This window comes from Mesorhizobium sp. B2-3-13, from assembly GCF_006442195.1.
Classification (GTDB): Bacteria; Pseudomonadota; Alphaproteobacteria; order Rhizobiales; family Rhizobiaceae; genus Mesorhizobium; species Mesorhizobium salmacidum.
In genome coordinates, this window is the sequence record NZ_VFVQ01000016.1 from 19,804 (window position 1) to 46,137 (window position 26,334).

A 26,334-nucleotide genomic window follows, 5' to 3' on the forward strand; every position below is an offset into this window, starting at 1 on the left:
TCCGCTTGTGGGAGAAGGTGGCCGAGCGAAGCTCGGACGGATGAGGGGTGCTCCAGCTTGGCGCAAACCGGCGCTCAGAACACGGGCGCCTCATTTCTTCCAACACCCCTCATCCGGCTCGGCGCTGCGCGCCGAGCCATCTTCTCCCACATGGTGAGAAGGGAAGGTGCGCGCATGAAGCCGCTCGGCGCCACCATCACCAGCGAAGGCATCCGCTTTGCCGCATGGTCCTCATCGGCCCATCGCCTCTGGGTTTCGATCTTCGACGAGCAGGGAAACCGTGAACTCGACCGGCTGGAGCTGACGCCGGATGGCGACGGCATGCATGCGCTTTTCGTCTCCGGCCTGGCCGTGGGCGCGCGCTATGGCCTGCGAGCCGACGGCGACTATGCACCCGAGCGTGGGCTGTGGTTCGACCCCGACAAGCTGCTGACCGATCCTTACGCCGTCGAGATCGACCGGCCCTATGCGTATCACTGGCGGCTCGCCGCGCGGCGCAATGAGGGCGCCGACACCGCGTCGGTGATGCCCAAGGCCGTGGCCAAGGCTTTGCCCGCGGCCCCACCGATCCTGCCGCCGCTGTTTCGTCCGGGCGGCCTGATCTACGAATTGAATGTCCGCGCCTTCACCAAGCTCCACCCGGATGTGCCCCAAGAACAGCGCGGTACAATCGCCGCACTTGCCCATCCAGCCATCATCGAGCATCTGCAAAGGCTCGGTGTCTCCGCTATCGAACTGATGCCGGTGACGGCGTCGATCGACGAGCGGCATCTGCCGCCGCTGGGCTTAAGCAACGCCTGGGGCTACAATCCCGTGACCTTCATGGCGCTCGACCCACGCCTCGCGCCCGGCGGCCTGACGGAATTGCAGGATACAGTCGCTGCGCTGCGCCGGGCCGGCATCGGCACCATTCTCGACCTCGTCTTCAACCATACCGGCGAAAGCGACAGGCTGGGGCCGACGCTCTCGCTACGCGGCCTCGACAACCAGGCCTACTATCGGCACCGGCCGGATGGCGTGCTGGTCAATGACACAGGCACCGGCAACACGATCGCTTGCGATCATCCGGTGGTGCGGGAAATGGTGCTCGACACACTCCGTCATTTCGTGTGCCAGGCCGGCGTCGACGGCTTCCGTTTCGATCTGACTCCGGTGCTGGGCCGGGTCGATGGCATCTTCGATCCGGAAGCGCCGCTGCTCCGGGCCATCATCCATGATCCGGTGCTCTGCGACCGCGTGCTGATCGCCGAGCCTTGGGACATCGGGGCAGACGGCTACCAATTGGGCAATTTCCGGCCGCCGTTCCTTGAGTGGAACGATCGCTACCGTGACGATATCAGACACTTCTGGCGCGGCGATGCCGGCATGGTCGGTGCTCTCGCCACACGCCTTGCCGGTTCGTCCGACGCGTTCAACGGGGCAGGGGGGCCGGCAAGCCGCAGCGTGAACTTCATTGCCGCCCATGACGGCATGACGCTGGCTGATATCGTGTCCTATGAGCGCAAGCACAACGGCGCCAATGGCGAGCAGAACCGTGACGGCCATAACGAAAACCTGTCCTGGAACAATGGCACCGAAGGCGAGACGCACGACGCGGCGATCACCAAGTCGCGCTTCGACGACCAGTGCGCACTGCTCGCCACGCTGTTCGCCTCGCGCGGCACCATAATGCTGACCGCAGGCGACGAGTTCGGCCGCACCCAGAAGGGCAACAACAACGCCTATGCGCAGGACAACGCCATCACCTGGCTTGACTGGCCAGCCCGCGACCAGGCGCTGGAGCGTTACGCATCGGCGCTCGCAGCTCTTCGCCAGGCGGTGCCGGCATTGTCGGACACGCGTTTCCTGACCGGGCAAGCGGTTGACGGTTCCGACATCCCCGATGTCTCATGGCTGACCGAGACGGGCGCTCCGCTCAACGAGAGCGACTGGAACGACTCCAGTCGGCATCGCCTCGTCATGCTGCTTGGTGGCGACGATGGCAGGCTTGCCGTCATGATCAACGGCGACCGCCGCCAATGCGTCTTCACCTTGCCAGCGCGAGATGGCTTCCTTTGGCGCCCGGCAATCGAGACGCAGGCGATCGACCTTCTACGCCCGCTCCCGGGCCGCGGCGTCAACTTCATGATCGAGAGCCGGACCGGAAACGGTGGCGCCGGGAAGGGTTCGTAAATGTCCGACGACAATGCCATGCAGAGGCCCGAATGGTGGCGAGGCTGCGTCATCTATCAGGTCTATCCGCGCTCTTTCCAGGACACCACCGGCGACGGCAGCGGCGATCTCAAGGGCATCACGTCACGGCTCGCTCATATCGCCTCGCTCGGCGTCGACGCTGTCTGGCTGTCGCCCTTCTTCAAGTCGCCGATGGCCGATATGGGCTATGATGTATCCGACTATCGCGACGTCGACCCGATGTTCGGCACGTTGGCGGATTTCGATGCGCTGGTCGCCGAAGCGCACAGGCTCGGCCTGAAAGTCGTCATCGACCAGGTGCTGTCGCATTCATCCGACAAGCACGAATGGTTCATCGAAAGCCGCGCCAGCCGCGACAACGCCAAGGCCGACTGGTACGTCTGGGCCGACGCCAGGCCGGACGGCGGCGCGCCCAACAATTGGCTGTCGGTCTTCGGGGGGCCATCCTGGGAATGGGACGCGACCCGTCGGCAATATTACATGCACAATTTCCTCGCCTCGCAGCCGGACCTCAATTTCCACAATCCGGAGGTCCAGGATGCGTTGCTGGGCATGGTGCGGTTCTGGCTAGAGCGCGGTGTCGACGGCTTCCGGCTCGACACGGTCAATTACTATGTCCACGACCACTGGCTGCGCAGCAATCCGCCCTTGGCTTCGAGCGTTGCCGGCACCAATACGGAGACCAGCACCTACCTCTATCAGGAGCATCTGTTCGACAAGACGCAGCCGGAAAACCTCCATTTCCTCAGGCGCTTTCGGGCATTGCTGGACGAGTATGAGGGCCGCGCCGCCGTCGGCGAGATCGGCGATGAAGGCCGCTCCTTGCAGACGCTGGCCGCCTACACCTCCGGCGCCGACAAGCTTCAGATGAGCTACACTTTCGACCTGCTCGGCTCGCAATTCTCCGCGGCGCATGTACGTGGCTGCGTCGAGGCCTTCGAAAATGCGGTTGCCGATGGCTGGGTCTGCTGGGCATTCTCCAACCATGACGTCGTGCGCCATGTCAGCCGCTGGACGAGGCCGGGTGGCGATCCCGATGCGGTGGCCAGATTCTCGATCATGCTGCTCGCATGCCTGCGCGGTTCGATCTGCCTCTATCAGGGCGAGGAGCTCGGCCTTGAGGAGGCGGAGCTTGCCTATGAGGATCTGCGCGATCCCGTCGGCATCCGCTTCTGGCCCGGCGTGAAGGGCAGGGACGGCTGCCGCACGCCGATGGTCTGGGAGGCGGGCGCCGACAATGCGGGCTTTTCCACCGCGAAACCCTGGCTGCCTGTGCCGGCAGGCCATCGCGCCCGCGCGGTCGATGTGCAGAACGGCGAGGAGCAATCGGTGCTGTCGGCCTACCGCTCGGCGCTCGCCTTGCGCAAACAGCATCCTGCGCTGGTCGGCGGCTCGATCCGCCTTCTCGATGCCGAGGACGACGTGCTCGCCTTCATCCGCGAGGATGGTGGGGAGAGGCTGCTCTGTGTCTTCAATTTCGCCGGAGAGCCGGCGACTTGGCCGTTGCCTGAGGATATCGGAACTGCCGCGGCTGTCCTCGGCGGCACTGCTTCCGTCGAGGAAAACGCGCTTTCGCTGCCGGCCCTCGGTTGCTTCCTCGGTCGGCTCGACTGATTGGCGCTTCGATTGTGGCCAAGCGGTCCTACTGAACGAGCACTGCCCGTCCGCAGGTCGCGCCGGTGACGCGCACGTCGGCCTGGCCGACACCGACGCCCAGGGCTGACAGCACATTGTAGAGCAAGTCGTCCACGGGCGCCGTTACAGTGTTGAGCAGGGCCACCACGGCTGGTTTGACCGTTCCGAGCAGGGTGGTCACATCGATCCCAAGACCAAGCAGATTGACCGAAAGCGAGAGGTTGTTGACCAGGGACGTGGTGAGCGACTGCGTGATGTTTCGCGTCGAAACGGTCTTCACCGTCTTGCTGGCGATGTCGGTCGCGTTGAAGGTCAGAGTCTGCGGGTTGTTGTTGGTGATCGCGGGCGCGGCCGAACCCATCACCTGGATCAACGGTATCAGCAGCAGCTTAACATCCGCAATGTCTGCATCCGTAAAGGTCTGCGGCTGGCTGAAATCGGCGAAGCCGGAAGGATTGTTGCTGTTGGCCAGGTTCAACTGGGCAATACCGGGGTGCGCGGCGATGGAAACGCTGATGCTGGACGGCCCTGTCGGGCAGGTGATGTCGGTCAACTTGGCCTCGGCATAGGCGACTTCCACATTGAGCGGCAGATTGACGGCCAGCAAGCTGATGCCGCCGGCCAGGCCGGGCGTGCCGATACCGACGGAGGCCGTCAGCTTGATGCGCGTCTGGGCGGTCCGCACGACAGTGCCGATACCATCGACCGCCAGCCAGGGCGAGGATTGCATCGGCTCCCCGATGGCGATGTTGAGCTTGGTGGAAAGCAGCCCCGGTATGGTGGCGCCGAGATCGATCGCGGCCTGGTTGGTGCCGTTTGCAAGTACGGCCGCCGCCGTCAGCATCCCCATGGCGCTGGCGTCCAGGCCAAGGCCGGACGGCTGTTGCCCGAGACCCAGGCTGCCGACGGAGCCAAGGTCGACAAGTCCGCTGAGTGGGATCTTGACGGTGCTGGTCGACTTGGAGGCGATGGTCTGCAAGGCGACCTTGGCGGCGTTGCCGAGGCCAGGAACATTGGCCATGGCAGTGGCGATCTGGCCGACGGTCGCCTTCGATGCCAGAACGTCGGAATAGGTGCCTGCCGTGACGTTCAGTTGTGTGCCGAGCGCACTGATGAAGGAAAGCACGCTGACATCGGCCGAGATCAGCCCGTTGTAATCCATGACGCTGAGCGAGATGTTGCCGCCGAGAAGTCCGCTCAAAAGTGCGTTGAGGATGCCGCCATTGACGCTAAGCAATCTCGACCCGACCGAGAACGTCGCCTGCGGCGTCATGCTGGCAGTGGCTTGGGTGTCGATGACGGGAGTGGGGATCAGCGAGCTTGCGAAGTAGCGCTGGGGAATTTTCGCCAAAGTCACCCGCGCCGCATTGTAAGGCGTCACGCCCGCCTGAAAGCGCTGGCTGACATTGGCGGTCGACGAGGCATATCGGCCCCGCGTGACCGTCACCACCGTCTTTCCGGCGGCCGCTGGGATGGTCTGGCCCGAAGCTTGAACAACGACACCCGGCATGCCGTTGTCGGTGAGCGTGGTGACGACCGCTGTGTTGACGTTGTTGATGTTCGAGGCGGCGGTGATCGCTGCCAGGTCGACCATCGCCTGGGCTTCCCGGCGCTCGGTATAGATGGAGGCCTCGTCTATCGCCACCGCGGCCAGCGCCAGCGCAACCGGCGCGCTCAATGCGGTCATGACGGCGAAGTTCGCCTTCTTGTCTCCCATCATCGACCGTGCAAGCCGGCCGATGCCCTTGCCCGCCCGCTGCAGCATTCAGATACCCCCGACCCTGATCGTTGACTGACGCTTGATGGTCGTCCCTGGCATGGCTATGCCCGGGAACAGATTCCAGATCGGCAGGTTGCGGGCATCATACGAGATGGACACCACGAACTGGCTTCCGTCGGCCACGCTGTCATTGGCCTGGTAGGTCAGCTTGCTAGCGTCCACGAAAGGGTAGCCGCCGGCGTTGTTGGTGAGATAGCTGGCCACGAGCGTTTGCCGCTCGGTCTGGTTCACCCCGGCGATAGCCGTCCGGGCGGCGTCGGCTGCGATTTGCTGGATCGAGTTGGCGGCACCAAAATAGATGCCGTAGGCAACCATTCCGAGCAAAAGAAGGATGAAAAGCGGTGACAACAGTGCGAACTCGACCGCTGAAGTTCCCGAATTGTCTGTTCGGAACTGGCGCCTTCGGGCCTTGGAAATGAGGTTGTGGACCATGGCACAAGCATGCTCAAGTTCGCATGCAGAAAGCGGAAACTCCGGGTGCAACCAAGGGATGTGCTCGATTGAAGCGTCTTTCTAATTTAGCCGTTGCTTCTGCGATAATGAGGATTGACTTAGGGTCAATCAGTACTCAGTTGAAAAGAGCTTACCTCCTGTCTAGTCTCCTGCCACCAGCCGCCGGAGGGAACCGGTGGCGCGCTCAAAGGAACCAGACATCGGTTCCGGGGCGTCAACACGCAAAGGCGCGCCGATGGCAGCGCCGACAGGGAGAACTTCATGCTGAAAAATATGCTGAAGGCGACGGTACTCGCCACGACCATGACCTTGGCTGCCGGCACGTTCTTGACGCCAGCCTTTGCCGAGACCGTCTATAACAGGGGCACCGCCGCTGAATCGGAGTCGGTCGATCCACACAAGACCTCGACGGTCTATGAAGCCAACGTGCTGCGTGACCTGTTCCAGGGACTGGTCATGCAAGATGAGAAGGCGAACCTCATTCCGGGCGCCGCCGAAAGCTGGACGGTGTCGGATGACGGCACCGTCTACACCTTCAAGCTGCGCAAGGACGGCAAGTGGTCGGATGGCAGCCCGGTGACGGCGGACGACTTCGTCTACGCCTTCCACCGGCTCGAGGATCCGGCGACCGGCGCGGAATACGCCTCGATGCTCTATCCGGTGAAGGGTGCGGAGGACGTCAACACCAAGAAGGGCAAGCCGGAGGACATGGGCGTCAAGGCGATCGACGCCAACACCCTGGAAGTGACTCTGAAGGCACCGACGCCATACTTCCTGGAGATGCTGACCCATCAGGCGACTTATCCGGTCAGCAAGGCTTCGATTGAAAAGCTCGGCGCCGACTGGATCAAGCCCGGCAATCTGGTTTCGAACGGCGCCTATACGCTGGCCGAATGGGTTCCCAACGACCACATGAAACTGGTCAAGAATCCGAAATTCTGGGATGCCGCGACCGTCAAGTTCGACGTCGTCAACTACATCCCGACCGAGGATCGTTCATCGGCTATGAAGCGCTTCGAGGCCGGCGAACTCGACAGCTATGATGATCTGCCGACCGAACAGCTCGCCGACCTCAAGACCAAGTTCGGCGACCAGATCCATGTCGGGCCGTATCTCGGCACCTACTATTATGCGATCAAGACCGACAAGGCGCCGTGGAACAACCCCGAGCTGCGCAACGCCATCTCGATGGCGATCGACCGTGACTTCATCGCTGAAAAGGTCTGGCAGAACTCTATGCTTCCCGGCTATTCGATGGTGCCTCCCGGCATCGAGGGCTACACGCCCGCAATGGCCAAATACGCCGACATGCCGCAGATCGACCGCGAGGACGCGGCCAAGAAAATCCTTGAGAAGCTAGGCTACACGCCCGAGCATCCGCTGAAGATGGAGATCCGCTACAACACCTCGGAAAACCACAAGAACACCGCTGTGGCGATCCAGGAACAGCTGAAGCCGCTTGGCGTCGACGTCACGCTGCTCAACACCGACACCAAGACCCACTACTCCTTCCTCGAGCAGAAGGGCGACTATGACGTGGCGCGTGCCGCCTGGATTGCCGACTACAAGGATCCGGAAACCTTCCTCGGCATCACGCGCAAGGCCAGCGGCAACAACTATTCGAACTACAACAGTCCGCAATACGAAGCGGCAATGGACAAGGCCGCGGCCGCCGGCGGCAAGCCCGACGAGCGCATGAAGGACCTCTCCGCGGCCGAGCGCATCCTCATCGACGATGTCGGCCAGATTCCGCTTCTCTACTACAGCTACCACGACATCGTTTCCTCGAAGCTGCATGGCTTCGTCGACAATGTGATGGACGTGCATCCGTCACGCTTCGTCAGCAAGGACTGATCCCTAGCCAAGCCGCCGCGCAAACGTATGCGCGGCGGCGCTGGTTTGCCATCGCATCGGCCCGGGAAGCGGAATCGATTCTCGGAAAGTTCGGTGCGAAGATTTGAAGGCTGGAGCGCAATCGTCCGGGTGGACGGGCGGGCTCCGGATCAAGCGGGGCACCGATGCTGCGATACGTATTCCGGCGGCTTTTGACCGCCATCCCGACGCTGTTCGTCATCGTGACGATGGCGTTCTTCCTGATGCGCGTCGCGCCGGGCGGTCCATTCAACCAGGAGCGGGGACTTAGCCCCGAGATCAAGGCCAATCTTGAAGCCCAGTTCGGTCTCAACGATCCGCTCTGGCTGCAATATGTCCACTATCTCGGCAATCTGCTGCGCGGCAATTTCGGCCCGAGCTACAACATGCCGGATTTCACCGTCACCGAACTGTTTGCCAAGGGCCTACCCATTTCCGTCCAACTCGGTGCCTCGGCGCTGATCCTGGCGCTGCTGCTCGGCAGCGTGCTCGGCACCATTGCCGCGCTCAACCAGAACAAGCTTGGCGACTATACGGTGATTGCGCTGGCGACCGCCGGCAGCACCATCCCCACCTTCGTCATCGCGCCGGTGATCCAGCTCCTGTTCGGGCTGACCTGGAGGCTGTTGCCGATCGGGGGATGGGGCGATGGCGCTTTCATCAACAAGGTAGGTCCGGTGCTGACGCTCGCCTTGCCGCAGATCGCCATCGTCGCCCGCCTGATGCGCGGCTCGATGATCGAGTCGCTGCGATCCCATCATATCCGAACGGCGCGAGCGCTCGGCCTCTCCGACTGGTCGGTGGTGGTCAAGCACGCCTTGCGCGGCGCCATCCTGCCTATCGTCTCCTTCACCGGCCCGGCGGCGGCGGCACTGCTGACCGGCTCGGTCATCGTCGAGACGATCTTCTCCATTCCGGGCGTTGGCCGCTATTTCGTCGATGCCGCGCTCAATCGCGATTACACTCTGGTGATGGGAACGGTGGTGGTGATCGCCATTTTCACCATCGTCTTCAACCTGATCGTCGACGTCATGTACGCGATCGTCGACCCGAGGGTGCGCTATGACTGACATCGCAGCCACCGCTCCCGCCATCGTCGGTCGCTCGCTTTGGGGTGATGCCTGGGCGCGCCTCAAGGCCAACCGCGCCGCCATGTTCAGCCTCTACTATCTCGTTCTGATCGGGGTCGTCAGCGTCTTTGGCCCGTGGTTCGTGCCGCATCAATACACGACCATCTACGCCGATTATGTGCGCATGCCGCCAAGCCTGTCGGCCTACCCGAAACCCGATATGATCGAGACCGCGCTCACCGAAGCGATCAAACGCATGCGCGTCGACATCAAGGAGTGGCACCAGGAGGGCAATCAGGTTTTCGTCACGGTCAAGTCGGCCAAGCCGATCGACGACCGCAACATCCGCTACCTCGACCGTTCTGATGCCTTCGACGACACCAAGATCGAGAGCAAGTCGCCCGACGGCCTCGAAGTGACGATGATCGCGTCGGTCAAGCAGCAGTATTTCCTGTTCGGAACCGACAACACTGGCCGCGATCTCTTGTCGCGCACGCTGATGGCCGGGCGCATCTCGCTTGCCATCGGCCTGCTCGCGGGCATCGTGGCGGTGGTGATTGGTGTGATTTATGGCGCCGCCGCCGGCTTTTCCGGCGGCAAGGTCGACGAGGTGATGATGCGCATCGTCGACGTGCTCTATTCCTTGCCGTTCATCTTCTTCGTCATCATGCTGGTGGTGTTCTTCGGCCGCAACTTCGTGCTGATGTTCCTGGCGGTCGGTGCCGTGCTTTGGCTCGACATGGCGCGCATCGTGCGTGGCCAGGCGCTGTCGATCCGCCGGCAGGAATATGTCCAGGCGGCGGAAGCCATGGGCATCGGCCAGCGCGGCATCCTGCTGCGCCATGTCATCCCCAACCTGCTTGGCCCCGTGGTGATCTACATGACGCTGCTGGTGCCGCAGGTCATCATCCTGGAGAGCTTCCTGTCGTTCCTCGGCCTTGGCATCCAGGAGCCGATGACCAGCTGGGGCGTGCTGATCTCGGTTGGCGCCAAGAACATCGGCACCGCCAACTGGCTGCTCCTGTTTCCCGCCTTCTTCCTCGTTTCGACGCTGTTCGCCCTGAACTTCGTCGGCGATGGCCTGCGCGACGCGCTTGACCCAAGGGATCGATAAAGATGGGGAACGCTGACATGGCCACTCCCGAAACGATCCTCAGGGTCAAGGACCTCCGCGTCCGCTTCCGCACGCTCGACGGTGCGGTCGAAGCGGTCAAGGGTATCAACATCCACGTGAATGCGGGCGAAACCGTTGCAGTCGTCGGCGAGTCCGGCTCCGGCAAGAGCCAGATGATGATGGCGGCGATGAGCCTGCTGGCCTCCAATGGCGAGGCGTCGGGCAGTGTCGACTATCGCGGCCGCAACCTTTTGACGCTGAGCAAATCCGAGCTGAACAAGGTCCGCGGCCGCAAGATCAGCATGATCTTCCAGGAGCCGATGACCTCGCTCGATCCGCTCTATTCGATCGGCAACCAGCTGATCGAGCCGATCCGCCGGCATCGGGGCCTGAGCGCCACGGAGGCGCATGATGAGGCGCTCAAGCTGCTGCGGCTCGTCCATATTCCCGATCCGGACCGGCGGATGAAATCTTATCCGCACGAAATGTCCGGCGGCCAGCGCCAGCGCGTGATGATCGCCATGGCGCTCGCCAACGACCCCGACATCCTGATCGCCGACGAGCCGACGACGGCGCTCGACGTGACCATCCAGGCGCAGATCCTGATGCTGCTGGCCGAGTTGCAGCGCAAGCTTGGCATGGCGATCGTCTTCATCACCCACGACCTCGGCATCGTCCGCCGCTTCGCCGACCGGGTCTATGTCATGCGCCAGGGGGAGGTCGTCGAGGAAGGGGAGGCGGAAGCGATCTTCGCCAACCCGCAGCATGCCTACACCAAGATGCTGCTGGCGGCCGAGCCGACGGGAACCAAGGCACCTCCGCCCGCCAATGCGCCCGTGGTGCTCGAGGGCAGGAATGTCGAAGTCACATTCAGGATCGGTGGCGGGTTTTTCGCCGGCGAACCGCTGATGCTGCGGGCTGTCGATCACATCTCGATCCGGTTGCAACGCAACCAGACCATCGGCATCGTCGGCGAATCCGGCTCGGGCAAATCGACGCTCGGCCGCGCCTTGCTGCGGCTTTTGCCGAGCGATGGGCTTATTCGGTTCGGCGATCGCGACATTTCCACTGCCAACCGGCAGCAGATGCGACCGCTGCGGCGCCAGATGCAGCTCGTCTTCCAGGATCCCTTCGGCTCGCTGTCGCCGCGCATGACCGTCGGCCAGGTCATCACCGAAGGGCTGCTGGTGCATGAGCCGAACCTTTCGGGAAAGCAGCGCGACCAGCGCGCGGTCGAGGCCCTGCGCGAAGTCGGTCTCGACCCCAACGCCCGCAACCGCTACCCGCACGAATTTTCCGGCGGACAACGGCAACGCATCGCCATTGCCCGCGCCATGATCCTGAAGCCGAAGATGGTCGTGCTGGACGAGCCTACCTCGGCGCTCGATCGCTCGGTGCAGAAACAGATCGTGGAACTGCTGCGCAAGCTCCAGGCCGACCACGAACTGTCTTACCTGTTCATCAGCCACGATCTCGCGGTGGTGCGCGCCATGGCCGACTACATCATCGTCATGAAGCAGGGCAAGATTGTCGAGGAGGGGCCGACCGAGGCCATCTTCAGCAATCCGCAAGCCCCTTATACACAGACGCTGATGAACGCCGCGATCGACGTCACGCGCTTCCGGTTGAGCGCGTGACAAGTCACTGTAGGTGAGGCCTGTTCGCTCAGCCGGCTGAGCTGGCGCACTTGCGTGCGCGCACGGCGACAACGGCATCCTGCTGTTGCTTCAACCGGTCGATCCTTGCCGTTTCACGGTTGGCGACCGCCATCTTCACGCGCGATCCGCCAGGCAGCCAGCGCGGCACTCTGGTGTTGGCGACTTTGCCGCGGGTGATCGCGGTTTGCGAGATGTCGCTCGCGCTGCTTCCCACGGCGCTGTTGAGCTCGGTGCAGCTCATGCTCTCGTATTTGGCCGGATCGGCCGTCCTGCCGATCGAGGAGCATCCGGCAACAAGAAACACCGTAGCCAGAAGAACCGGTGCCGATCCGGTCGTTGAGATCAAATTCATGTCCGCGTCCGGTTCGCCGTTTTACCGGCTCCCTCATATTCATCGATCAAAACTAGGGGCCGATGCCCATCTCGTCAAAGGTTGAGGGGCCGATAGCCCAGTGCTCGCGCTCTGCACTGGGGTATCGGCCCGTTTATTCAATGTCATCGAAATCTTACGCTGCTTCGGCGTCCAATCCGGTCATGGGGACACAACCACCACCGAGCACCATTTGGGCGACGTCCGTGGCATTCTCATCGACATGGGCCGTCACCAGCACAACTCCTTCGTCGACGCCTCTACGCTCAAACCTTCTGGCGCCCGCGGCCATGGCTCCGAACAACCCGCCGAGGATGCAGCCGCAGCCTATCAGGGCCGTCGCCGGCAGGCCGGTCGCAAAAGGATTGATGCCGTGGACAGCAAAAGCGCTCAGGCAAGCCAACAGCCCGGCGGCGGCGCCAAGCATGACAGCGGGAGATTTCAGGACACCGATTTCGTCATGGTAGGGCCCGATAATCGCGATCTGTACGCGAGGAACCCCGGCCGCCAAAAGGTTGCCGGCGATCCGGGCTGCTTCAGAATGGGATTCAAAAAGCCTGCTGATTGTTGGCATGGTCATTCAGGGCGCGTCGTGTCCGTCAGCACGTCGGTAACGAAGGATGCGGCGATCAAATCGTCGCCATAGATCCGGCCTTGACCGTCCTCCATTACGGCCGCGACCTTTTGGAAGGTCTTGATTTCGCTCTTGGTGATCCGCGCGTCGCGCATCCTGCTCCTGAGGTCTGCCACGCGCAGCTGCAAGGCATCGGATCTTGCGTTGTCACGATTCGAGATTGTCGTGGTCATCTACGTCCGCTTCTTTTTTGATGGTCCTCGCGCCCAGCCAACCGAACTCTGGAGGGCGGGCAAACGTTCCAGGGCTGGGCTTCGGTCTGGCGCGGTGCGGGACTTAGGTCTTGCCCCAAGACGTAATGGTCTTGCCGGCCGCGGCGCCCGGAACAGCCGCTGTTTGCCACCGTTTGTCCGCTACGAGATTATGGGAGGAAGCCGATGGAGAAGAGTGTTGGCCAGGCGCGCTGGTTGCTCGCACCGATCTTCGCTGTGGCTATTACCTTCATGGTGGCTGGAGTAGTCCTCAGCTGATTGATCACCAAGTTCCCCTTTGGTGCAGCAAGCCCCCTACAGGCCCGTCCGGCGTAGGATACGACGAATTGCCTGGGCTCACGGACCCAAGTTCGCGCAATTTAGTTCCGGCGATGACGAGATATCAGAATTGGCCCGGTTCTCTTTCGCAGCTGGTGGCCAGGCTTGATCGAGAGCCGGGCCACCAGTCGGCGATCAGTAGCCGCTGTTTTCCATCACCACCGGGTGATGATGACGGTGGTGAGTGGAGACGGAGCCGGTGACAACGACCGTATTCCGATGGTGGTGCCGGCGGCCATTATCGTAGAACGCGATCTGTCCATGGTGACGGTGATGAAGGCGCTGGCCCTCCTCATTGATGATCCTGACGTGGTTATGATGTCGATGATGGGTCTTGATGATAACGTCAGTCTGGGCGGCCGATGCCAAAGCAGGGAACCCCAGCGAAAGCGCCAAAGCGCAGATGGCCACTGTTTTCATTCCAATTTCTCCATTGCCTTGATTAGCCCTTCGTCGGGTACAACTGCCGCTGATCCCTTTGGTTCCGGGCTTCCCGGGACAGCTGGGACGTATGGTAAATCGAAGGGCTGGCTATCGGATCGCGCGACCAGGCCTGGAGAAAATTCGCAATATTGGCGACGGACTCCCATGAGTCCTCACCCGGGATGTTCGCGCCATCGGCTCTTCTACAATTACGGTTGGTTCTCCCGGGCAGCTACGCCGCCGCATAGTCCGTCGTCCGCGCGGGCAGGCCAGCGCAACTGCCGCTGTGAGGACCAATCTGTCTCTGTCCCACAAAAGCAGTTTGCTTAGCTATTTCGAGGTCCTGTCACGCTACGGAACATTAGATAAGCCTAATGGTTTTATCTCCACAGCAGGCATCACAGTTTGAGGTCCGCTGAAGATCAGCAGGCAAAGGCTGATCGGCCCGCGTCCTCCGCCAGAGGCGCGGGCTCACCAGGCAGGCAACGGGAGAGAGATCATGAACAATATCATTTGGCTCATCGGAGCGGTGGTCATCGTGATAGCGGTATTGAGCTTTTTCGGTCTCCGCTAGGCGGCGTGCACCGTGCCCTTGCGGGTGACGTTGGAGGAGCGAGGCGCATTATTGCCCATGTTCAGCAGCTCGTCCTGCTTTAGAATTTCGATGCTGCGCAAGCCGAGCAGGCGAATGACGCTTTTGTCCTTGAGGCGGGTGAAGACCCGCGACACAGTTTCGACGGTGAGGCCGAGATAGTCGCCAATATCCAGTCGCGACATCCGCCACTCAATCTTGCGCAGGCCTCCTTGGCGTTCCGTCATGTCGACCAGCAAGGCTGCGACCCGTTCGATGGCATTCTGGCGGCCAAGGACCAGGAGGTGTTCTTGTGCTCTGGTCAAACCCGTGAGTGCCAGCGCAGCAGGCGAGACATATCGGCGGCTGAGGTAATCCGAAAAAGGCAGTCCGCCGCGCGGCGCCATTCGTTTCAAGGATGTGATCGACTTGTGAAGCGACATCCCAACATTTCGCCGTTTTTTAGATGTTGCTTATATTACGTTAGAAACCGCACCTGATCGCAAACGACGGTCGGGGCACAAAAATAGGGGAGGATAATTTCATGAGCTTCAAAACTGCCTGTTTAGGCGCACTTGCTTTCACGATTGTTGGCGGCGCGGCGCTTGCCGGCGCGCTCGATGAACCCAAGATGATGGCCCCGTTCTTCACCGACGCGAGCATGAAGACGATGAAGCCCGACGCCGATATGAAAAAGGCTTGGGCTGCGATGGCCAAGGCTGATCAGGACAAGATGATGAAGGAATGCAACGACGCGGCGATGAGCAAGCCTCATGCTCAGTTCTGCGAGAAATTGAAGGCACTTGGCGGCTCCAAATAGGCCATCGCCTTTGCCAACAACCTTGTGGCGGGTTATGCCCCGCCACCAGGCGCACCCCATCAGGCGAATCCAAAACGGCTTTTTTGGACGAAATTGTGCCGCAAAACCCAGCGAGTTTCTGGTTCCCGCTGCATTGTGATCAAACCAATTGTGGGCGTCAGTTCGCTGTTGGAACGGGGCAGCTCGCATCGCCTTCCTGGCAATTCAGGTAACCTTCGAAATTCTTGACACGGGATTGCGTCAAGCTGTCCATGCACATCGAGATGAGCATCGGTGCCATGCTTCCTCCAGCCGCCCCCGCAGCCTGGAATTGGCACTCCGCATCGCGAAATTTAACCCAGCCCTGCTGCGCTTGAACGAGAAGCTTCTTGGCATCCGCATCGTCCTTGAGGCGGGTTTCGATCTGCTTGTAGAGCTCGTTTAGCTTCTTGTCCGATTTCTTGAACGAAGCATCGGCGCACTGGTTCGTGGTGACCTGATCCTTGGCGTCGGCGCATTTGTCCTTGGCAGAGGCAAAACCCGGCATGGCCAGAACCACGGCGGCAGTCAGAATTGCGGTTTTCATCGATTGTCCTCCTGTTTGCCTGTGGGCGTCATCTCATTCCGTAACGGTTCCGGCGAAGCAGCTGGCCAGCTTTTTTCGTTTTTTGCAACGCTACCGCGTGTTCCGCTCGTCGATCGCGTGAGCGATTTTCGCGGCGTTGAGGTGATGCTCCCGGAAGGCCCGCCCCCCACGCACCAGCAATTGAGAGCCGGATCAATGCTCTCGCCGCTCGCATCTGTGCCGGTGGCACCGAAACAGTGATCCTGCGATGCCGGCACAAACAGCAGGCGTCAATGTGCTGACCTTTTCCTTCGAGCCCGCCTTGGGAACGCGGAGTTACGTCGCGAGTTGAAGCAAAGGGAGGATCGTGAGTGAAGCGCATGGAAGTGTGGACGGTGCCATGGTGACGAAGGTCATAATCCGTCCGCAAGATTGTCCGCCGGTGTTGCGGCGAACTCTCCAGCCGAGCTGCGAAAAGTCTTGAGGCTAACAATGTCACGGTCGCTGATTGCGTTTTGGCACCTGCTGAGCGAGAGCATCCGCGGCTTCGTCGACGACAATTGCTTGAGCCACGGGGCGGCGATGGCTTTTTATGCGACCACTTCGCTCGCTCCAATCCTGCTGATCGTTGTTGCCATCGCCGGTCTGGGCTTCGGGAACGATGCCGCTCAGGTCGCGTTGTCGGCACAGATTTCAGGCGTCATGGGTCCTCAAAGTGCCGACCTGCTGCAAGCAACGATCGAAAGCGCCTCCCAGAGAACCGCAGGGACCTTGGCGACCATCTTGGGCTTGATCACTCTGTTTGTCACCGCATCCGGGGTGTTCGGAGAGATGCAGCTTTCACTGAACCAGATGTGGAAAGTGCCACCCACCGGATTTTCCATTTCGCGCTTGGTGCGGGCTCGCGCGGCAAGTCTGGGCTTGGTGGGAGCGCTGGGCTTTCTACTTCTGGTCTCGCTGGTTGCGAGCGCGGCGATATCGGCGCTTGCCCAAGTGATCAACGCTCACCTGCCTTTTGGCGAGTTTATCCTCGCCTCCATAAATACCATCGTCTCCTTTGTTCTGATCGCACTGATGTTTGCTGCCATCTACAAAGTTCTGCCGGACCGTTCACTCGAATGGCGTGATGTGGGCGTCGGCGCCGTGATCACGGCGCTTTTGTTCACCATCGGAAAGTCGTTGATCGGCTGGTATATTGGCACAAGCGCGGTTGCCTCCTCATATGGCGCTGCCGGGGCGCTGCTTGTGGTGCTGCTGTGGGTCTACTACTCATCGGAGGTCTTTCTACTCGGCGCGGAAATTACCCGCGCCTATTCGATCCGGCATGGCAGCCGGGCCGATCTGGCGCAAATCGTCCATTCGCGGACGCCACCGGCAACAGGCATCAAACATGATCGAAAGATATCGGAAAAAGAGATAGTTGGCTGGATCGTTTTCAGCAGCTTGGTCACAGCCCTGATTTCTATCGCGCCCTATCTCAAGAAGTCGGCTCTTCGCCACGGCAACGATCAAGGCACTGATAAATGATGGCTCGATTCGCAAAGCCACGCACGGCTCTGAAAGGGCCGGGTACGCCCGGAGCCTCGCCGATCCGGCTCGTCAGACGTGGAAAACCCGGCACCACTCGACGAACCGGCCTAACTCCTCGATGACAGAGGTGCGGTGGCGGTAGCCGATGTCGCTTGCAGCGCGAAGTGTCGGCGAAGATGTCAGCATGGCGCCGGCCTGCAGCGGCAGGTTTCGACCGCGGCGGGGCGTGCGCCCGCTGGCGGGGACGCGCCACGTAGACACATAGCTATTTCTGTCGGGATATCTGTGGGGTAGCCATCGTCGCGGCGCTAACCCATTGTTGTTTCTGGTCGGAGTGGCAGGATTTGAACCTGCGACCCCCTCGTCCCGAACGGGCGGGTTGGCCAGCAAAAGCCCGGATTTCCGGCGTTTCTCATCACGCTGGAGGGCCAATGTTCACGTTTATTTCCGGTATATCTGTGGGGTAACTGTGGGGTAGGCGGAAATGTTCTCTTTCTGTGCCGCGCGCATGCTGACTGTGTTTTTGGGTATGTTTGGCAAGCGTGACTTGGAGACGATTGCCTCGGCGGCTTGGGCCTGAAAATCGGGGTGGTGATGACCATAAGTCTGAATGAGCACTTGGACGCTCATCCCCAGGTATCCGGCCGCCGCCCAGGGGTCGGACCCCCGCTGCATCAGCCAGGTCGCGGCCGTGTGGCGGAAGACGTGCGGGGTGATGTCGGTGCGGAAGACGCGCCGGACGCTACCGTGCGGTGTCGCAACCTCCTCATACCAGCCCAGTCCGGCCGCCTCGACCACCGAGCGGAAGGCCTTCTTGATCGACTGCACCGGTTTGCCGTTCCACTCAACCACGTAGTCATGGGCGATCATGCGGCCAATGCTGGCGCTTTTTCCTCGGCCCTTGGTCTTGATTTCCAGCGGTGTGCTCGCCCAGCGGCGCACATGTGCCACGAGGCGATCAGGCAACCTGACGGGCGGTTGACGCTTCTTGGTCTCGCGGCGACCGCTGGCGCGGCGGTAGAAAACGCCGCGTTCGATATCCACATGCCCCGCGCCTTCTGTTCGCCGGACGGCCGCGCCGCAGATCGCGGCGGAGCGCGTGCCAGTATAGAGAGCGACCAAGATGAAGCGCGCGACGTGGCATGCAGTGCGACGATCGCTTGGCCTTCCCTTCCACGACTGGCGCATGCGCCATGCAGCGCGAAGCAGGGCGGCTGCCTCGTCGCGGGTCAGCCAGCGGTCGCGCGGTGCTGCTTTCGCGGGCAGCACAATTGCTGGCGCAGAAGTTGCGTAGCCTTCGCGGTGATAATTGTTCAGCGCCGCTCGCAAATCCTCCAACTGACGCCTTGCGGCCGCGCCATTGCCGTGTGCCCTGGCGTAATCGCGGCACATTTTGCCATCGATGTCGCCGATCTTTGTGTCGCCAAACCACGTTAGGACAACGATCAGCCGGTCGGCGGTTTCTTTCGGCTTCGCGTGCGAAGGCGCGACGTCGGTAAGGTATACGTTTACGGCGTCAGCTACCGGGACCGTGGCGGGATCACGACCGCGCTCGCGGGCCGGCCGGTATTTTTCCGTGATGTGACTGGCGAGACGCTTTTCAGCGCGTTCGCGGTCGCGAGTGCCGCCACAAGCGCTGATGAAGGTTGCGCCATCGCGGATGAACCAGCCGGCTCCGCTGCGCAGCTTTCCGTCCGCTCTTCTGCTTTCGGCGCGCCAGACGAGGCGCGCCCCTTTCGACGTCCGCGGCATAGCTCTCTCATTTTTGCGATCGCTGCCAAAGTGACGTATTCCTTGCCTGCGATCAACTCTGTCTGAAGACGGTCAGCATCTCGCTCTTTTCGCAGACCTGCCGCACTCATAGAGCCGTCCGGAAAGGCGATTTCGGCAGCTATGTTGAGTCGTAGGGGCGTATGGTCGTCCAACTGCTCTGAAATGCTCATTGCTTGCCTTTCGGGAGACATTGGAGAACAACCTGAACGTCATCGCATAGGGCTTACTTAGGCGATCATCCGATTGGAATGTACGGATCCAAGGGCGATGTGTGAATGACATCAGATCTATTCTGCGGTGATTGGGACACTCTGGCGTAGAAAACGGCGGTGCACACAATAACCATCGTCAATCTCAGATCGGATGAGTATTCGCTCGAATGAAAATGTCGGCTGCGTCGCAGCCAGAAAGTTGGGTCGGCGACAAGGGACTCGAAGGAGCGCAAATATTGCGGCCGACTATCATGAGACAAGAGAGTGAGAGTTTGGATGAGCTTCCGTGACGGGCTGATAGCTGGGAGAGTGGCTCCCGGCGCCCGTCATGGAGACGACCCATGACACAAGTTTTGGACGCCACCCGGGATCGTTCCGGCGGAATTAAGGTGGATGTGAGCCGCGGCGAGCGGATTGGCCGCGTATCCTCGGAATGGTTTTCCCGGCCGGCCGATGAACGCTACCTGTCTTTGTCGGAGCTATTCGCCGCGGTGCAGATCCGGACCGAGCGCAGCCGGACGAGGACGGTGGAGAGTGCGGCTATTCGGGTGGAGGCAAGCCGAGACGATACCGAACGCCTATCGCTGGTGCTACCAGACACGGACACGCCCATTATCCCGACCCATTGGAGCTTTGGCCAACTCGCGAGCCTCGTTGGCGCCCCGACGGCCTATCTGCGCCAGCTTCCAGCACCGCTCGCCGGGATTAATTTGCAGTACGGCCTGACGTCCCACCGCGCTGAGCAGGTAAAGACGCTTGAGACCGAGGATGGCCGCGTCGAGCTACGCGCGGTCACTGGCCCGGACTACGGCCGCATCTTCGACCACGAGCTTGTCGCCGCCGTGCAGCGTATCGCCGGCAACGGCACCGGCGACACCCGGTGGAAAGTGCCCGGCGTACTTGATTGGTCCACACGCGTCTACAATCCTCGCGTCGACATCACGAAGGACACCACGACGCTCTATGCCTCCGACCGCGACGTCTTCCTTTTTCTGGTCGACGACCTCAACCCGATCGAGGCTGGGCGGCTCCCGGACGGCTCGCCCGATCTCTATTTCCGCGGCTTCTACTGTTGGAACTCAGAGGTCGGCGCCAAGACGCTCGGCATAGCGAGCTTCTACCTCCGCGCCGTCTGCCAGAACCGCAATCTCTGGGGTGTTGAAGATTTCGAGGAGATTACCATCCGCCATTCGAAATACGCTGCATCGCGTTTCGCGCACGAGGCCGCGCCGGCGCTGGCGCGCTTCGCGAACTCCTCGTCAGTGCCCTTCGTCAACGGCATCAAGGCGGCGCGGGAGCGGATCGTCGCCCGCACCGATGAGGACCGCAGCGACTTCCTGCGCAAGCGCGGCTTGTCCAAAGCCGAGGCGGCGAAGGTCATTGAGACGGTGCTGGCCGAGGAAGGGCGCAAGGCCGAAAGCGTATTCGACTTCGTGCAGGGCATCACGGCGGTAGCGCGCGACAAGGCTCATCAGGATGCTCGGCTCGATCTGGAGGCGCGGGCGAAGAAACTGCTCGACCGAGCGGCGTGAGTTTCGGGAGCCGGGAATGCGAACGCAGTCTCCAGCTTCGTGGCTTTGCGTTCTTCCTCCTCGTGGTTCCGCGGCGCTGCCCTCAAGAGTCAGAGGGCGGCGCTGCGCTTCGTGACGGGTTGGAGGCCGAGAGAGTGGCTTTCGGCCGCCCGTCGCGGAGTACATCCTGATGGCTACCAATGCCAAGAAGATCACCCTGGGGCCCTCGCGCGACATTCCTTTCAACAAGCTCGTGCTCAGCCAGGCGAATGTCCGGCGCGTGAAGGCCGGCATATCGATCAAGGAACTCGCCGAGGACATTGTCCGCCGTGGCCTGCTGCAAGGCCTCAGCGTGCGACCGGTCAAAGACGAAGCCGGTGTCGAAACCGGCATGTTCGAGATTCCGGCCGGCGGCCGGCGATATCGTGCATTGGAGCTGCTGGTGAGGCAAAAGCGCCTCGCCAAGACGGCGCCCGTCCCCTGCGTCGTGCGCGAGGAAGGCATTGCCGAAGAGGACTCTCTGGCGGAAAACGTCCAGCGTGCACCCTTGCACCCCCTCGATCAGTTCCGCGCCTTCCTCGCCCTGCGAGAGAAGGGCCAGTCGGAGGAGGAAATCGCTGCTGCCTTCTTCGTCTCCGTCGGTGTCGTCAAGCAGCGTCTGAAGCTGGCCTCGGTGTCGCCGTCGCTGCTTGAAACCTACGCGGAGGACGGTCTGACGCTTGATCAACTCATGGCGTTCACCGTCTCTGGCGACCACGAACGCCAACAGCAGGTGTTCGAGCGCCTGAAGGCCTCCTATGACAAGCAGCCCTATGCCATCCGGCGTATGCTGACCGAGGGCGCGGTGCGAGCGTCAGACAAACGGGTGCAGTTCATCGGCATCGAAGCCTATTGCGATGCTGGAGGCATAGTCATGCGCGACCTGTTCCAGGGCGATGACGGCGGCTGGCTGCAGGACGTCCTTCTGGTAGATCGGCTGGTCACGGACAAGCTGGAACGCGAGGCGGAGGCAGTTCTCGTCGAAGGCTGGAAGTGGATCGAGGTCGCGCCCGACTTCGCCTACGGCCACACATTCGGGCTCCGCCAACTTCGCGGCGAGCCGATGCCGCTTGCTCCAGAGGAGGTGACGACGCGAGAGGCCTTGCAGGCTGAGTTCGATCGTCTGTCCGAGGAATATGACAGTGTCGAGGACCTTCCTGACGACATCGATCAACGTCTCGCTGAATTGGAGACTGGGCTCGAATCCTTCCACGGCCGGCCACTCGCCTTCGACCCAGCGGAGATTGTCCGTGCTGGCGCCTTTATCAGCATCGCACCTGACGGTTGTCTGCGCGTCGAGCGCGGCCACGTGCGTCCGGAGGACGAACTGCCCGTCGATATACAGACGGCCAAAGGTGGAACCGAGCCTCTCGCGGCTGCAGCGATTCATGATGACGACAGCCTCACGATGGACAGCGAACCGCCGGCCGAGCCCGAGGACGATGAAGGGCTGTCGCCTATCTCCGACCGGCTCATGACGGAGTTGACCGCACATCGCACGCTTGGCTTGCGCCAGGCGCTCGGCGAATGGCCAGACGTCGCCTTTCTCGCGGCGTTGCACGCGCTCACGCTGAAGATCTTCTACCATTATGGATCAGAAACCTGTCTGGAGCTGGACCTGAAGAACATCAGCTTCGGCGCCCAAGCTCCAGGGTTGAACGACAGCATCTGTGCTCAGGCGATCCGCGTCCGACATGACGACTGGGCCAAGGCGTTGCCGAAGGAAGCCGCGGACCTGTGGGACGCGCTCCAGGACTGGGATCGCGATCGCCAGACCGCGCTCTTCGCTCATGTCGTCAGTCTGTCGGTGAACGCTGTGCATGAAGCGTGGAATCGGCGGCCGCGTGCGCTCGCCCATGCGGACCGGCTGGCGCAGGCCGTCGAGCTCGACATGACGGCGGCCGGCTGGCGGCCGGCCGTAGACACCTTCCTTGGCCGCGTCACGAAGGCCCGCATTCTCCAGGCGGTCACCGACGCTAAAGGACAGCAGGCTGCTGACCGGATCGTGCACCTCAAGAAGGGCGACATGGCAAGGGAGGCTGAGATGCTGATCGCCGACACCGGCTGGCTGCCCGAGCCGCTGCGCACGCCGGGGCACCGGGAAGCAGAAGTCGAGGAAACGCACGCGTCGGAAATCGTGGTCGAACCGACGGCGGAGAACGACGGCGAAACGTCCATGGCCGACGCCGACGACTTCGCTGAAAATGATGAAGCCGACAAAGCACATCACACGATCGCGGCTGCATGAGCGGCGGAAAGTCCTCATCTGGCCCGCCGGCGACGGCGGGCCTTTCCCCTGGAGGCGCACCGTGCCGCAAAACCAGCATGATCTTGCGCGCCGTCTCGGGCAGCAGGCAGAGGCGGTATGTCGCCACTATCTCTCAAACGGCCGACGCCAGGGCAACTATTGGCAGATCGGCGACGCCCGAAACACGCCAGGGCGTTCGATGTACGTGCGGCTGAACGACTCTCCCAAAGGCCCGGCCGGCAAATGGACCGACGCTGCCACGGGAGAGCACGGCGACTTGCTGGATGTGATCCGGGAGAGCTGCGGTCTGATCGACTTTCTCGATGTCGCCGCGGAAGCCCGCACCTTCCTAAGCTTGCCGCGTTCCGAACAGCAGCCGACAGCACCGATGTGGACCAAGACGCTCGCACCTTCCGGTTCCGCGGAGGCCGCGCGGCGACTGGTTTCCATGTCGCAACCGATTTCAAGGACGCTCGTGGAGACGTATTTGCGTGCACGCGGCATAACAGCACTGCACAAAACCGGATGTCTGCGGTTTCATCCGCATTGTTATTACCGTCCCGACGATCCCGGCCCGATTGAGACCTGGCCGGCGATGATTGCAGCCGTCACGGACCTCACTGGCAAGCTTACTGGCGCACACCGTACCTGGCTCGATCCCCAGGGTTTCAGCGAGGCCCATCTCGGCCGCGCTCCGGTAGATACTCCCAGGCGGGCCATGGGCGACCTGCTTGGGCACGCGGTCCGCTTCGGCGTCGAATACGATGTGGTGGCTGCCGGTGAAGGCATCGAGACCATGCTCTCGCAACGCTCGGCACTGCCCACAATGCCGGCGATCGCAGCCTTATCGGCGGCTCACCTGTCAGCAATACAGTTCCCCAACGCCCTGAGGCGACTTTACATCGCCCGCGACAATGATCCGGCGGGAGATGGGGCAGTGGCGACCCTTGTCGCACGCGCCAACTCGGCGGGGATCGAGGCGATGGTGCTGACGCCGCGACTTGCTGACTTCAACGAGGACCTGCGGCTGCTTGGTCTCGATGCCCTAAGAGCGATCCTGCGCCCTCAAATCGCCCCCCATGATGTCGCCCGCTTCATGGCCTGACGGCGTGACCGGAAAGAGGAGGAGACGGGGCAGGTCGCTGTCGGGCGATCCATGTGTGCATGGTGATCCTCCGCCGCAAAGAACCGCCCCAAGGCCTTCCAGAGGGCGATCGGGCCGCGGCCTGCCCGGACCGACAATGGCTGCGCTTCGGCTATTTTCCGGCGGCCCGTTCCACCCCACGCGGCAGCCGCGTGAGGACCCTGGCTGCGGGCCTTTCCATCGCGAAACAAAATAACCAGGCTGTCGCCATCCTCCACTGCCGTTGCGGCCCTGCGCTGGCGCTGCGGGTGCAAGTCCAGGCCGCCCGCCGCCTTCGTCGCCACGAAGGCCGCGATGGCGCGGCCGTACGGAGAAGGAAAACCACCATGGACGACCACGATCACACCGCCTTCGAACCATCGCATACGTCATCTCCGACTGACCACGTCCTCCAGGAACTCCAGCTCTACGGTTACCGTCCCTTCGAAGACGAACCCGATCCGCGACCGCTTCCCGAAGGCCACGCTATCGCGGCCAGCGTATCCGACATCTTCGACGCCCTCGTGGTAGCGCTAGCCGACACACGGCTTGAAGCCGACCTTGAGGAACTCCTGTGGGGCGCGGTCAACCTGTTCCATCGCGCAACGCATCGGATCGAACGCGAGCTCGACGACAACGAACTCGCTCAGCAGCGCCTGCAACGGGAACAAGATGGATCCGAGGTCAAGTCCGTCGAACTCGAAAGGCTGATCGCGCAGGGTCAGACGCTGCTCGAACGCCGTAGCGCCTTTGAACTGATGCGCGACCAGGCCGCCGAACACTTCGAGCGCCATACCCTTTCGATATGGCGGCCACGTTCGGGCTCCAGGGTCAATCATCGGAATCTCACCGCGGCAATGATCGACAGTCGTGACTTTCTTGCCGCGAAAAAGCACGCAGACAGCCAGGCGCTCTTGCCTCCCGGGCCGAAGGTCGCCCTGACTGGCGGGCTCGACTTCAATGACCACCGTCTGATCTGGACGAAACTCGACCAGGTGCATGCCAAACATCCGGATATGGTTCTGCTCCATGGCGGATCACCCCGCGGTGCGGAGTTGATCGCATCCAAATGGGCATACAATCGCAAGGTGCCACAAATCGCCTTCAAACCTGACTGGACAAGGCACGCCAAGGCCGCCCCCTTCAGACGCAATGACACCATGCTCGACACGATGCCAATCGGTGTCGTCCATTTTCCAGGCTCGGGCATCCAGGACAACCTCGTCGACAAGGCGCGCGGGCTCGGCATCCCGGTCATGAAATTCGGCGCCCCATGAGGCGTCGCCTCCTGCCAACCGCACAGGAGCAGTTCCCGTCCGACTGGTCGCCCTAGACAAGGGCCGGCGATGGTCCTTCCGGAATGGCTGCGCTGAATGCAAAGTCTTGAGCTTGGTTTTCGTCTCGCCGGCTCCTGTTTGGAAGTGGGGATCGCTTTCCTCGTTCATGGGCGCGATTCCTTGGTCCGGACCGAGGGCCTGATGCCATCAACCCGTAAAGGGTCGGACTACGCAAAGCGTGCCGCCGGTTCGACTTCGCCTCCACGGTGATTGCGGCCCTCGGCCGGACACATCGGGCGCCTGTCACGCGGGGAGCGATCCCCGCTTCCAAACAGGAGCCGGAAGATGTCTCTCGCACAAGCCAACGCCTTTGCCTTCAGCCTTGCCACCAGCCTCATGGTCAGCATCGTCATCTTCCGCGCCGGCGACGGCACGCTCGCGGTCATGCCCGTTGCCGAATACGACGGTGATGACTCGGAGATCGTCCGTGAAATCGACCCGTACGCGGGATGAAGCCATGCCACTTGCTAGGAAAGTGGCGGCTGCGGCTCTCTGCTCATGTCCAGCCTGCCGATATTTTCAACAACTTTGATATTGCAGGATCGCTGTCCGCAGCAATGCTATGGCGGCTCACCGCCAACCGCAAAGAAACGATATTAGAGTTCGCCAAGGTGACATAAGTCTCGATATGGCGCCCTTCGCCGGGGGCTGTCGGTCCCGCATCCCGCCTGGCGGCGGCGCTATGCTGATGCTCCTACGGCCGCCCTGTTGAACCGGTCTCAGGGCCACGAACCTTCTTCAGCACCGAAATGGCTCGGTCCCGCTGGCGGCATTTCGATGCTTCCGCTTTGTACGCCCTTGTTTGGTTTGAACAAAGAACGCTGGCAGCTTGCGCGCGCCGGAAGGGCGAGGGCAGGTGAGGAAGAGGACAACGACGAGGCAGAGTCTGAAGCG

The 26,334-nt window shown here is 61.8% G+C and carries 21 protein-coding genes and 1 pseudogene; 13 read left to right on the forward strand and 9 right to left on the reverse strand.

What is annotated here, in order from left to right; genetic code table 11:
* Positions 1 to 174 precede the first annotated feature (174 nt).
* Positions 175 to 2,172 carry a glycogen debranching protein GlgX gene (gene glgX / locus FJ941_RS19255; RefSeq protein ID WP_140508013.1) on the forward strand — a complete coding sequence of 666 codons (1,998 nt, stop codon included), beginning with the start codon at positions 175 to 177 and terminating at the stop codon, positions 2,170 to 2,172.
* Positions 2,173 to 3,807, forward strand: a complete 1,635-nt coding sequence (locus FJ941_RS19260) for an alpha-glucosidase family protein (RefSeq protein WP_181166161.1) — start codon at positions 2,173 to 2,175, stop codon at positions 3,805 to 3,807.
* Positions 3,808 to 3,835: 28 nt separating this feature from the next.
* Here FJ941_RS19260 and FJ941_RS19265 read toward each other — a convergent pair whose 3' ends face one another.
* Together FJ941_RS19265 and FJ941_RS19270 are read right to left on the reverse strand one after the other, a co-directional pair.
* On the reverse strand, positions 3,836 to 5,593 hold the full coding sequence (locus FJ941_RS19265) for a TadG family pilus assembly protein (protein WP_140508015.1): 1,758 nt from the start codon (positions 5,591 to 5,593) through the stop codon (positions 3,836 to 3,838).
* Positions 5,594 to 6,040: a TadE/TadG family type IV pilus assembly protein gene (locus FJ941_RS19270; protein WP_140508017.1), complete on the reverse strand. Its 447-nt coding sequence runs from the start codon at positions 6,038 to 6,040 to the stop codon at positions 5,594 to 5,596.
* 282 nt (positions 6,041 to 6,322) lie between these two features.
* Here FJ941_RS19270 and FJ941_RS19275 point away from each other — a divergent pair, with 282 nt between their 5' ends.
* From FJ941_RS19275 to FJ941_RS19290, 4 genes are all read left to right on the forward strand, one after another.
* Positions 6,323 to 7,915, forward strand: a complete 1,593-nt coding sequence (locus FJ941_RS19275; RefSeq protein WP_140508019.1) for a peptide ABC transporter substrate-binding protein — start codon at positions 6,323 to 6,325, stop codon at positions 7,913 to 7,915.
* Between the two features lie 164 nt (positions 7,916 to 8,079).
* Positions 8,080 to 9,003, forward strand: coding sequence for an ABC transporter permease subunit (locus FJ941_RS19280; protein WP_140508021.1), 924 nt, complete (start codon positions 8,080 to 8,082; stop codon positions 9,001 to 9,003).
* A complete protein-coding gene (locus tag FJ941_RS19285; RefSeq protein WP_140508023.1) occupies positions 8,996 to 10,117 on the forward strand; it encodes an ABC transporter permease subunit in 1,122 nt (373 codons plus the stop codon). The genes FJ941_RS19280 and FJ941_RS19285 overlap by 8 nt, the downstream gene beginning before the upstream one ends.
* A gap of 17 nt (positions 10,118 to 10,134) precedes the next feature.
* A complete protein-coding gene (locus FJ941_RS19290) occupies positions 10,135 to 11,754 on the forward strand; it encodes an ABC transporter ATP-binding protein (protein ID WP_140508025.1) in 1,620 nt (539 codons plus the stop codon).
* 28 nt (positions 11,755 to 11,782) lie between these two features.
* On the opposite strand, the gene FJ941_RS19295 is transcribed toward FJ941_RS19290, so the two are convergent.
* The 5 genes and pseudogenes from FJ941_RS19295 to FJ941_RS19315 all read right to left on the reverse strand — a co-directional run.
* The gene (locus FJ941_RS19295; protein WP_140508027.1) at positions 11,783 to 12,127 is read right to left on the reverse strand and encodes a hypothetical protein; all 345 of its coding nucleotides are present in this window, start codon (positions 12,125 to 12,127) and stop codon (positions 11,783 to 11,785) included.
* A 154-nt stretch (positions 12,128 to 12,281) separates the two neighbouring features.
* Positions 12,282 to 12,725 (reverse strand): hypothetical protein, encoded by a 444-nt coding sequence (locus tag FJ941_RS19300; RefSeq protein WP_246672956.1) that lies wholly within the window; start codon positions 12,723 to 12,725, stop codon positions 12,282 to 12,284.
* The gene (locus FJ941_RS19305; protein WP_140508029.1) at positions 12,722 to 12,952 is read right to left on the reverse strand and encodes a hypothetical protein; all 231 of its coding nucleotides are present in this window, start codon (positions 12,950 to 12,952) and stop codon (positions 12,722 to 12,724) included. Before FJ941_RS19305 ends, FJ941_RS19300 begins: the two co-directional genes overlap by 4 nt.
* Before the next feature lie 492 nt (positions 12,953 to 13,444).
* The gene (locus tag FJ941_RS19310; protein ID WP_140508031.1) at positions 13,445 to 13,729 is read right to left on the reverse strand and encodes a hypothetical protein; all 285 of its coding nucleotides are present in this window, start codon (positions 13,727 to 13,729) and stop codon (positions 13,445 to 13,447) included.
* Between the two features lie 573 nt (positions 13,730 to 14,302).
* A pseudogene (locus FJ941_RS19315) lies at positions 14,303 to 14,644 on the reverse strand (helix-turn-helix domain-containing protein); the annotation flags it as partial.
* Positions 14,645 to 14,847: 203 nt separating this feature from the next.
* Between FJ941_RS19315 and FJ941_RS19320 the strand changes: the two are divergent.
* Positions 14,848 to 15,123 carry a hypothetical protein gene (locus FJ941_RS19320; RefSeq protein ID WP_027143995.1) on the forward strand — a complete coding sequence of 92 codons (276 nt, stop codon included), beginning with the start codon at positions 14,848 to 14,850 and terminating at the stop codon, positions 15,121 to 15,123.
* A 157-nt stretch (positions 15,124 to 15,280) separates the two neighbouring features.
* On the opposite strand, the gene FJ941_RS19325 is transcribed toward FJ941_RS19320, so the two are convergent.
* On the reverse strand, positions 15,281 to 15,688 hold the full coding sequence (locus FJ941_RS19325) for a lysozyme inhibitor LprI family protein (protein WP_140508033.1): 408 nt from the start codon (positions 15,686 to 15,688) through the stop codon (positions 15,281 to 15,283).
* A gap of 471 nt (positions 15,689 to 16,159) precedes the next feature.
* Here FJ941_RS19325 and FJ941_RS19330 point away from each other — a divergent pair, with 471 nt between their 5' ends.
* Positions 16,160 to 17,194 carry a YihY/virulence factor BrkB family protein gene (locus FJ941_RS19330; RefSeq protein ID WP_140508035.1) on the forward strand — a complete coding sequence of 345 codons (1,035 nt, stop codon included), beginning with the start codon at positions 16,160 to 16,162 and terminating at the stop codon, positions 17,192 to 17,194.
* Between the two features lie 444 nt (positions 17,195 to 17,638).
* Here FJ941_RS19330 and FJ941_RS19335 read toward each other — a convergent pair whose 3' ends face one another.
* On the reverse strand, positions 17,639 to 18,949 hold the full coding sequence (locus tag FJ941_RS19335) for a tyrosine-type recombinase/integrase (RefSeq protein WP_246673883.1): 1,311 nt from the start codon (positions 18,947 to 18,949) through the stop codon (positions 17,639 to 17,641).
* A gap of 574 nt (positions 18,950 to 19,523) precedes the next feature.
* On the opposite strand from FJ941_RS19335, the gene FJ941_RS19340 reads away from it, so the two are divergent.
* The 5 genes from FJ941_RS19340 (at position 19,524) to FJ941_RS29035 (ending at position 25,893) form a co-directional block, all read left to right on the forward strand.
* Complete coding sequence (locus FJ941_RS19340) at positions 19,524 to 20,714, forward strand: DUF932 domain-containing protein (protein WP_140508037.1); 1,191 nt, start codon at positions 19,524 to 19,526, stop codon at positions 20,712 to 20,714.
* Between the two features lie 169 nt (positions 20,715 to 20,883).
* Positions 20,884 to 22,980 carry a ParB/RepB/Spo0J family partition protein gene (locus FJ941_RS19345; protein WP_140508039.1) on the forward strand — a complete coding sequence of 699 codons (2,097 nt, stop codon included), beginning with the start codon at positions 20,884 to 20,886 and terminating at the stop codon, positions 22,978 to 22,980.
* On the forward strand, positions 22,937 to 24,085 hold the full coding sequence (locus tag FJ941_RS19350; protein WP_246673885.1) for a toprim domain-containing protein: 1,149 nt from the start codon (positions 22,937 to 22,939) through the stop codon (positions 24,083 to 24,085). Before FJ941_RS19345 ends, FJ941_RS19350 begins: the two co-directional genes overlap by 44 nt.
* A gap of 365 nt (positions 24,086 to 24,450) precedes the next feature.
* Positions 24,451 to 25,380 (forward strand): DUF2493 domain-containing protein, encoded by a 930-nt coding sequence (locus FJ941_RS19355; protein WP_140508192.1) that lies wholly within the window; start codon positions 24,451 to 24,453, stop codon positions 25,378 to 25,380.
* A 345-nt stretch (positions 25,381 to 25,725) separates the two neighbouring features.
* Entirely contained in the window at positions 25,726 to 25,893 is a 168-nt protein-coding gene (locus FJ941_RS29035) for a hypothetical protein (RefSeq protein WP_181167519.1), read from the forward strand.
* Positions 25,894 to 26,334 lie beyond the last annotated feature (441 nt).

Bases quoted from the DNA above. Each gene is read 5' to 3' on its own strand.
- FJ941_RS19275 (WP_140508019.1), top strand. From the start codon at position 6,323: ATGCTGAAAAATATGCTGAAGGCGACGGTACTCGCCACGACCATGACC.
- FJ941_RS19280 (WP_140508021.1), top strand. From the start codon at position 8,080: ATGCTGCGATACGTATTCCGGCGGCTTTTGACCGCCATCCCGACGCTG.
- FJ941_RS19330 (WP_140508035.1), top strand. From the start codon at position 16,160: ATGTCACGGTCGCTGATTGCGTTTTGGCACCTGCTGAGCGAGAGCATC.
- FJ941_RS19290 (WP_140508025.1), top strand. From the start codon at position 10,135: ATGGCCACTCCCGAAACGATCCTCAGGGTCAAGGACCTCCGCGTCCGC.
- FJ941_RS19305 (WP_140508029.1), bottom strand. From the start codon at position 12,952: ATGACCACGACAATCTCGAATCGTGACAACGCAAGATCCGATGCCTTG.
- FJ941_RS19320 (WP_027143995.1), top strand. From the start codon at position 14,848: ATGAGCTTCAAAACTGCCTGTTTAGGCGCACTTGCTTTCACGATTGTT.
- FJ941_RS19310 (WP_140508031.1), bottom strand. From the start codon at position 13,729: ATGAAAACAGTGGCCATCTGCGCTTTGGCGCTTTCGCTGGGGTTCCCT.
- FJ941_RS19270 (WP_140508017.1), bottom strand. From the start codon at position 6,040: ATGGTCCACAACCTCATTTCCAAGGCCCGAAGGCGCCAGTTCCGAACA.
- FJ941_RS19260 (WP_181166161.1), top strand. From the start codon at position 2,173: ATGTCCGACGACAATGCCATGCAGAGGCCCGAATGGTGGCGAGGCTGC.
- FJ941_RS19345 (WP_140508039.1), top strand. From the start codon at position 20,884: ATGGCTACCAATGCCAAGAAGATCACCCTGGGGCCCTCGCGCGACATT.
- FJ941_RS19300 (WP_246672956.1), bottom strand. From the start codon at position 12,725: ATGACCATGCCAACAATCAGCAGGCTTTTTGAATCCCATTCTGAAGCA.
- FJ941_RS19285 (WP_140508023.1), top strand. From the start codon at position 8,996: ATGACTGACATCGCAGCCACCGCTCCCGCCATCGTCGGTCGCTCGCTT.
- FJ941_RS19335 (WP_246673883.1), bottom strand. From the start codon at position 18,949: ATGCCGCGGACGTCGAAAGGGGCGCGCCTCGTCTGGCGCGCCGAAAGC.
- FJ941_RS19265 (WP_140508015.1), bottom strand. From the start codon at position 5,593: ATGCTGCAGCGGGCGGGCAAGGGCATCGGCCGGCTTGCACGGTCGATG.
- glgX (WP_140508013.1), top strand. From the start codon at position 175: ATGAAGCCGCTCGGCGCCACCATCACCAGCGAAGGCATCCGCTTTGCC.
- FJ941_RS19355 (WP_140508192.1), top strand. From the start codon at position 24,451: ATGGACGACCACGATCACACCGCCTTCGAACCATCGCATACGTCATCT.
- FJ941_RS19325 (WP_140508033.1), bottom strand. From the start codon at position 15,688: ATGAAAACCGCAATTCTGACTGCCGCCGTGGTTCTGGCCATGCCGGGT.
- FJ941_RS19350 (WP_246673885.1), top strand. From the start codon at position 22,937: ATGATGAAGCCGACAAAGCACATCACACGATCGCGGCTGCATGAGCGG.
- FJ941_RS29035 (WP_181167519.1), top strand. From the start codon at position 25,726: ATGTCTCTCGCACAAGCCAACGCCTTTGCCTTCAGCCTTGCCACCAGC.
- FJ941_RS19295 (WP_140508027.1), bottom strand. From the start codon at position 12,127: ATGAATTTGATCTCAACGACCGGATCGGCACCGGTTCTTCTGGCTACG.
- FJ941_RS19340 (WP_140508037.1), top strand. From the start codon at position 19,524: ATGACACAAGTTTTGGACGCCACCCGGGATCGTTCCGGCGGAATTAAG.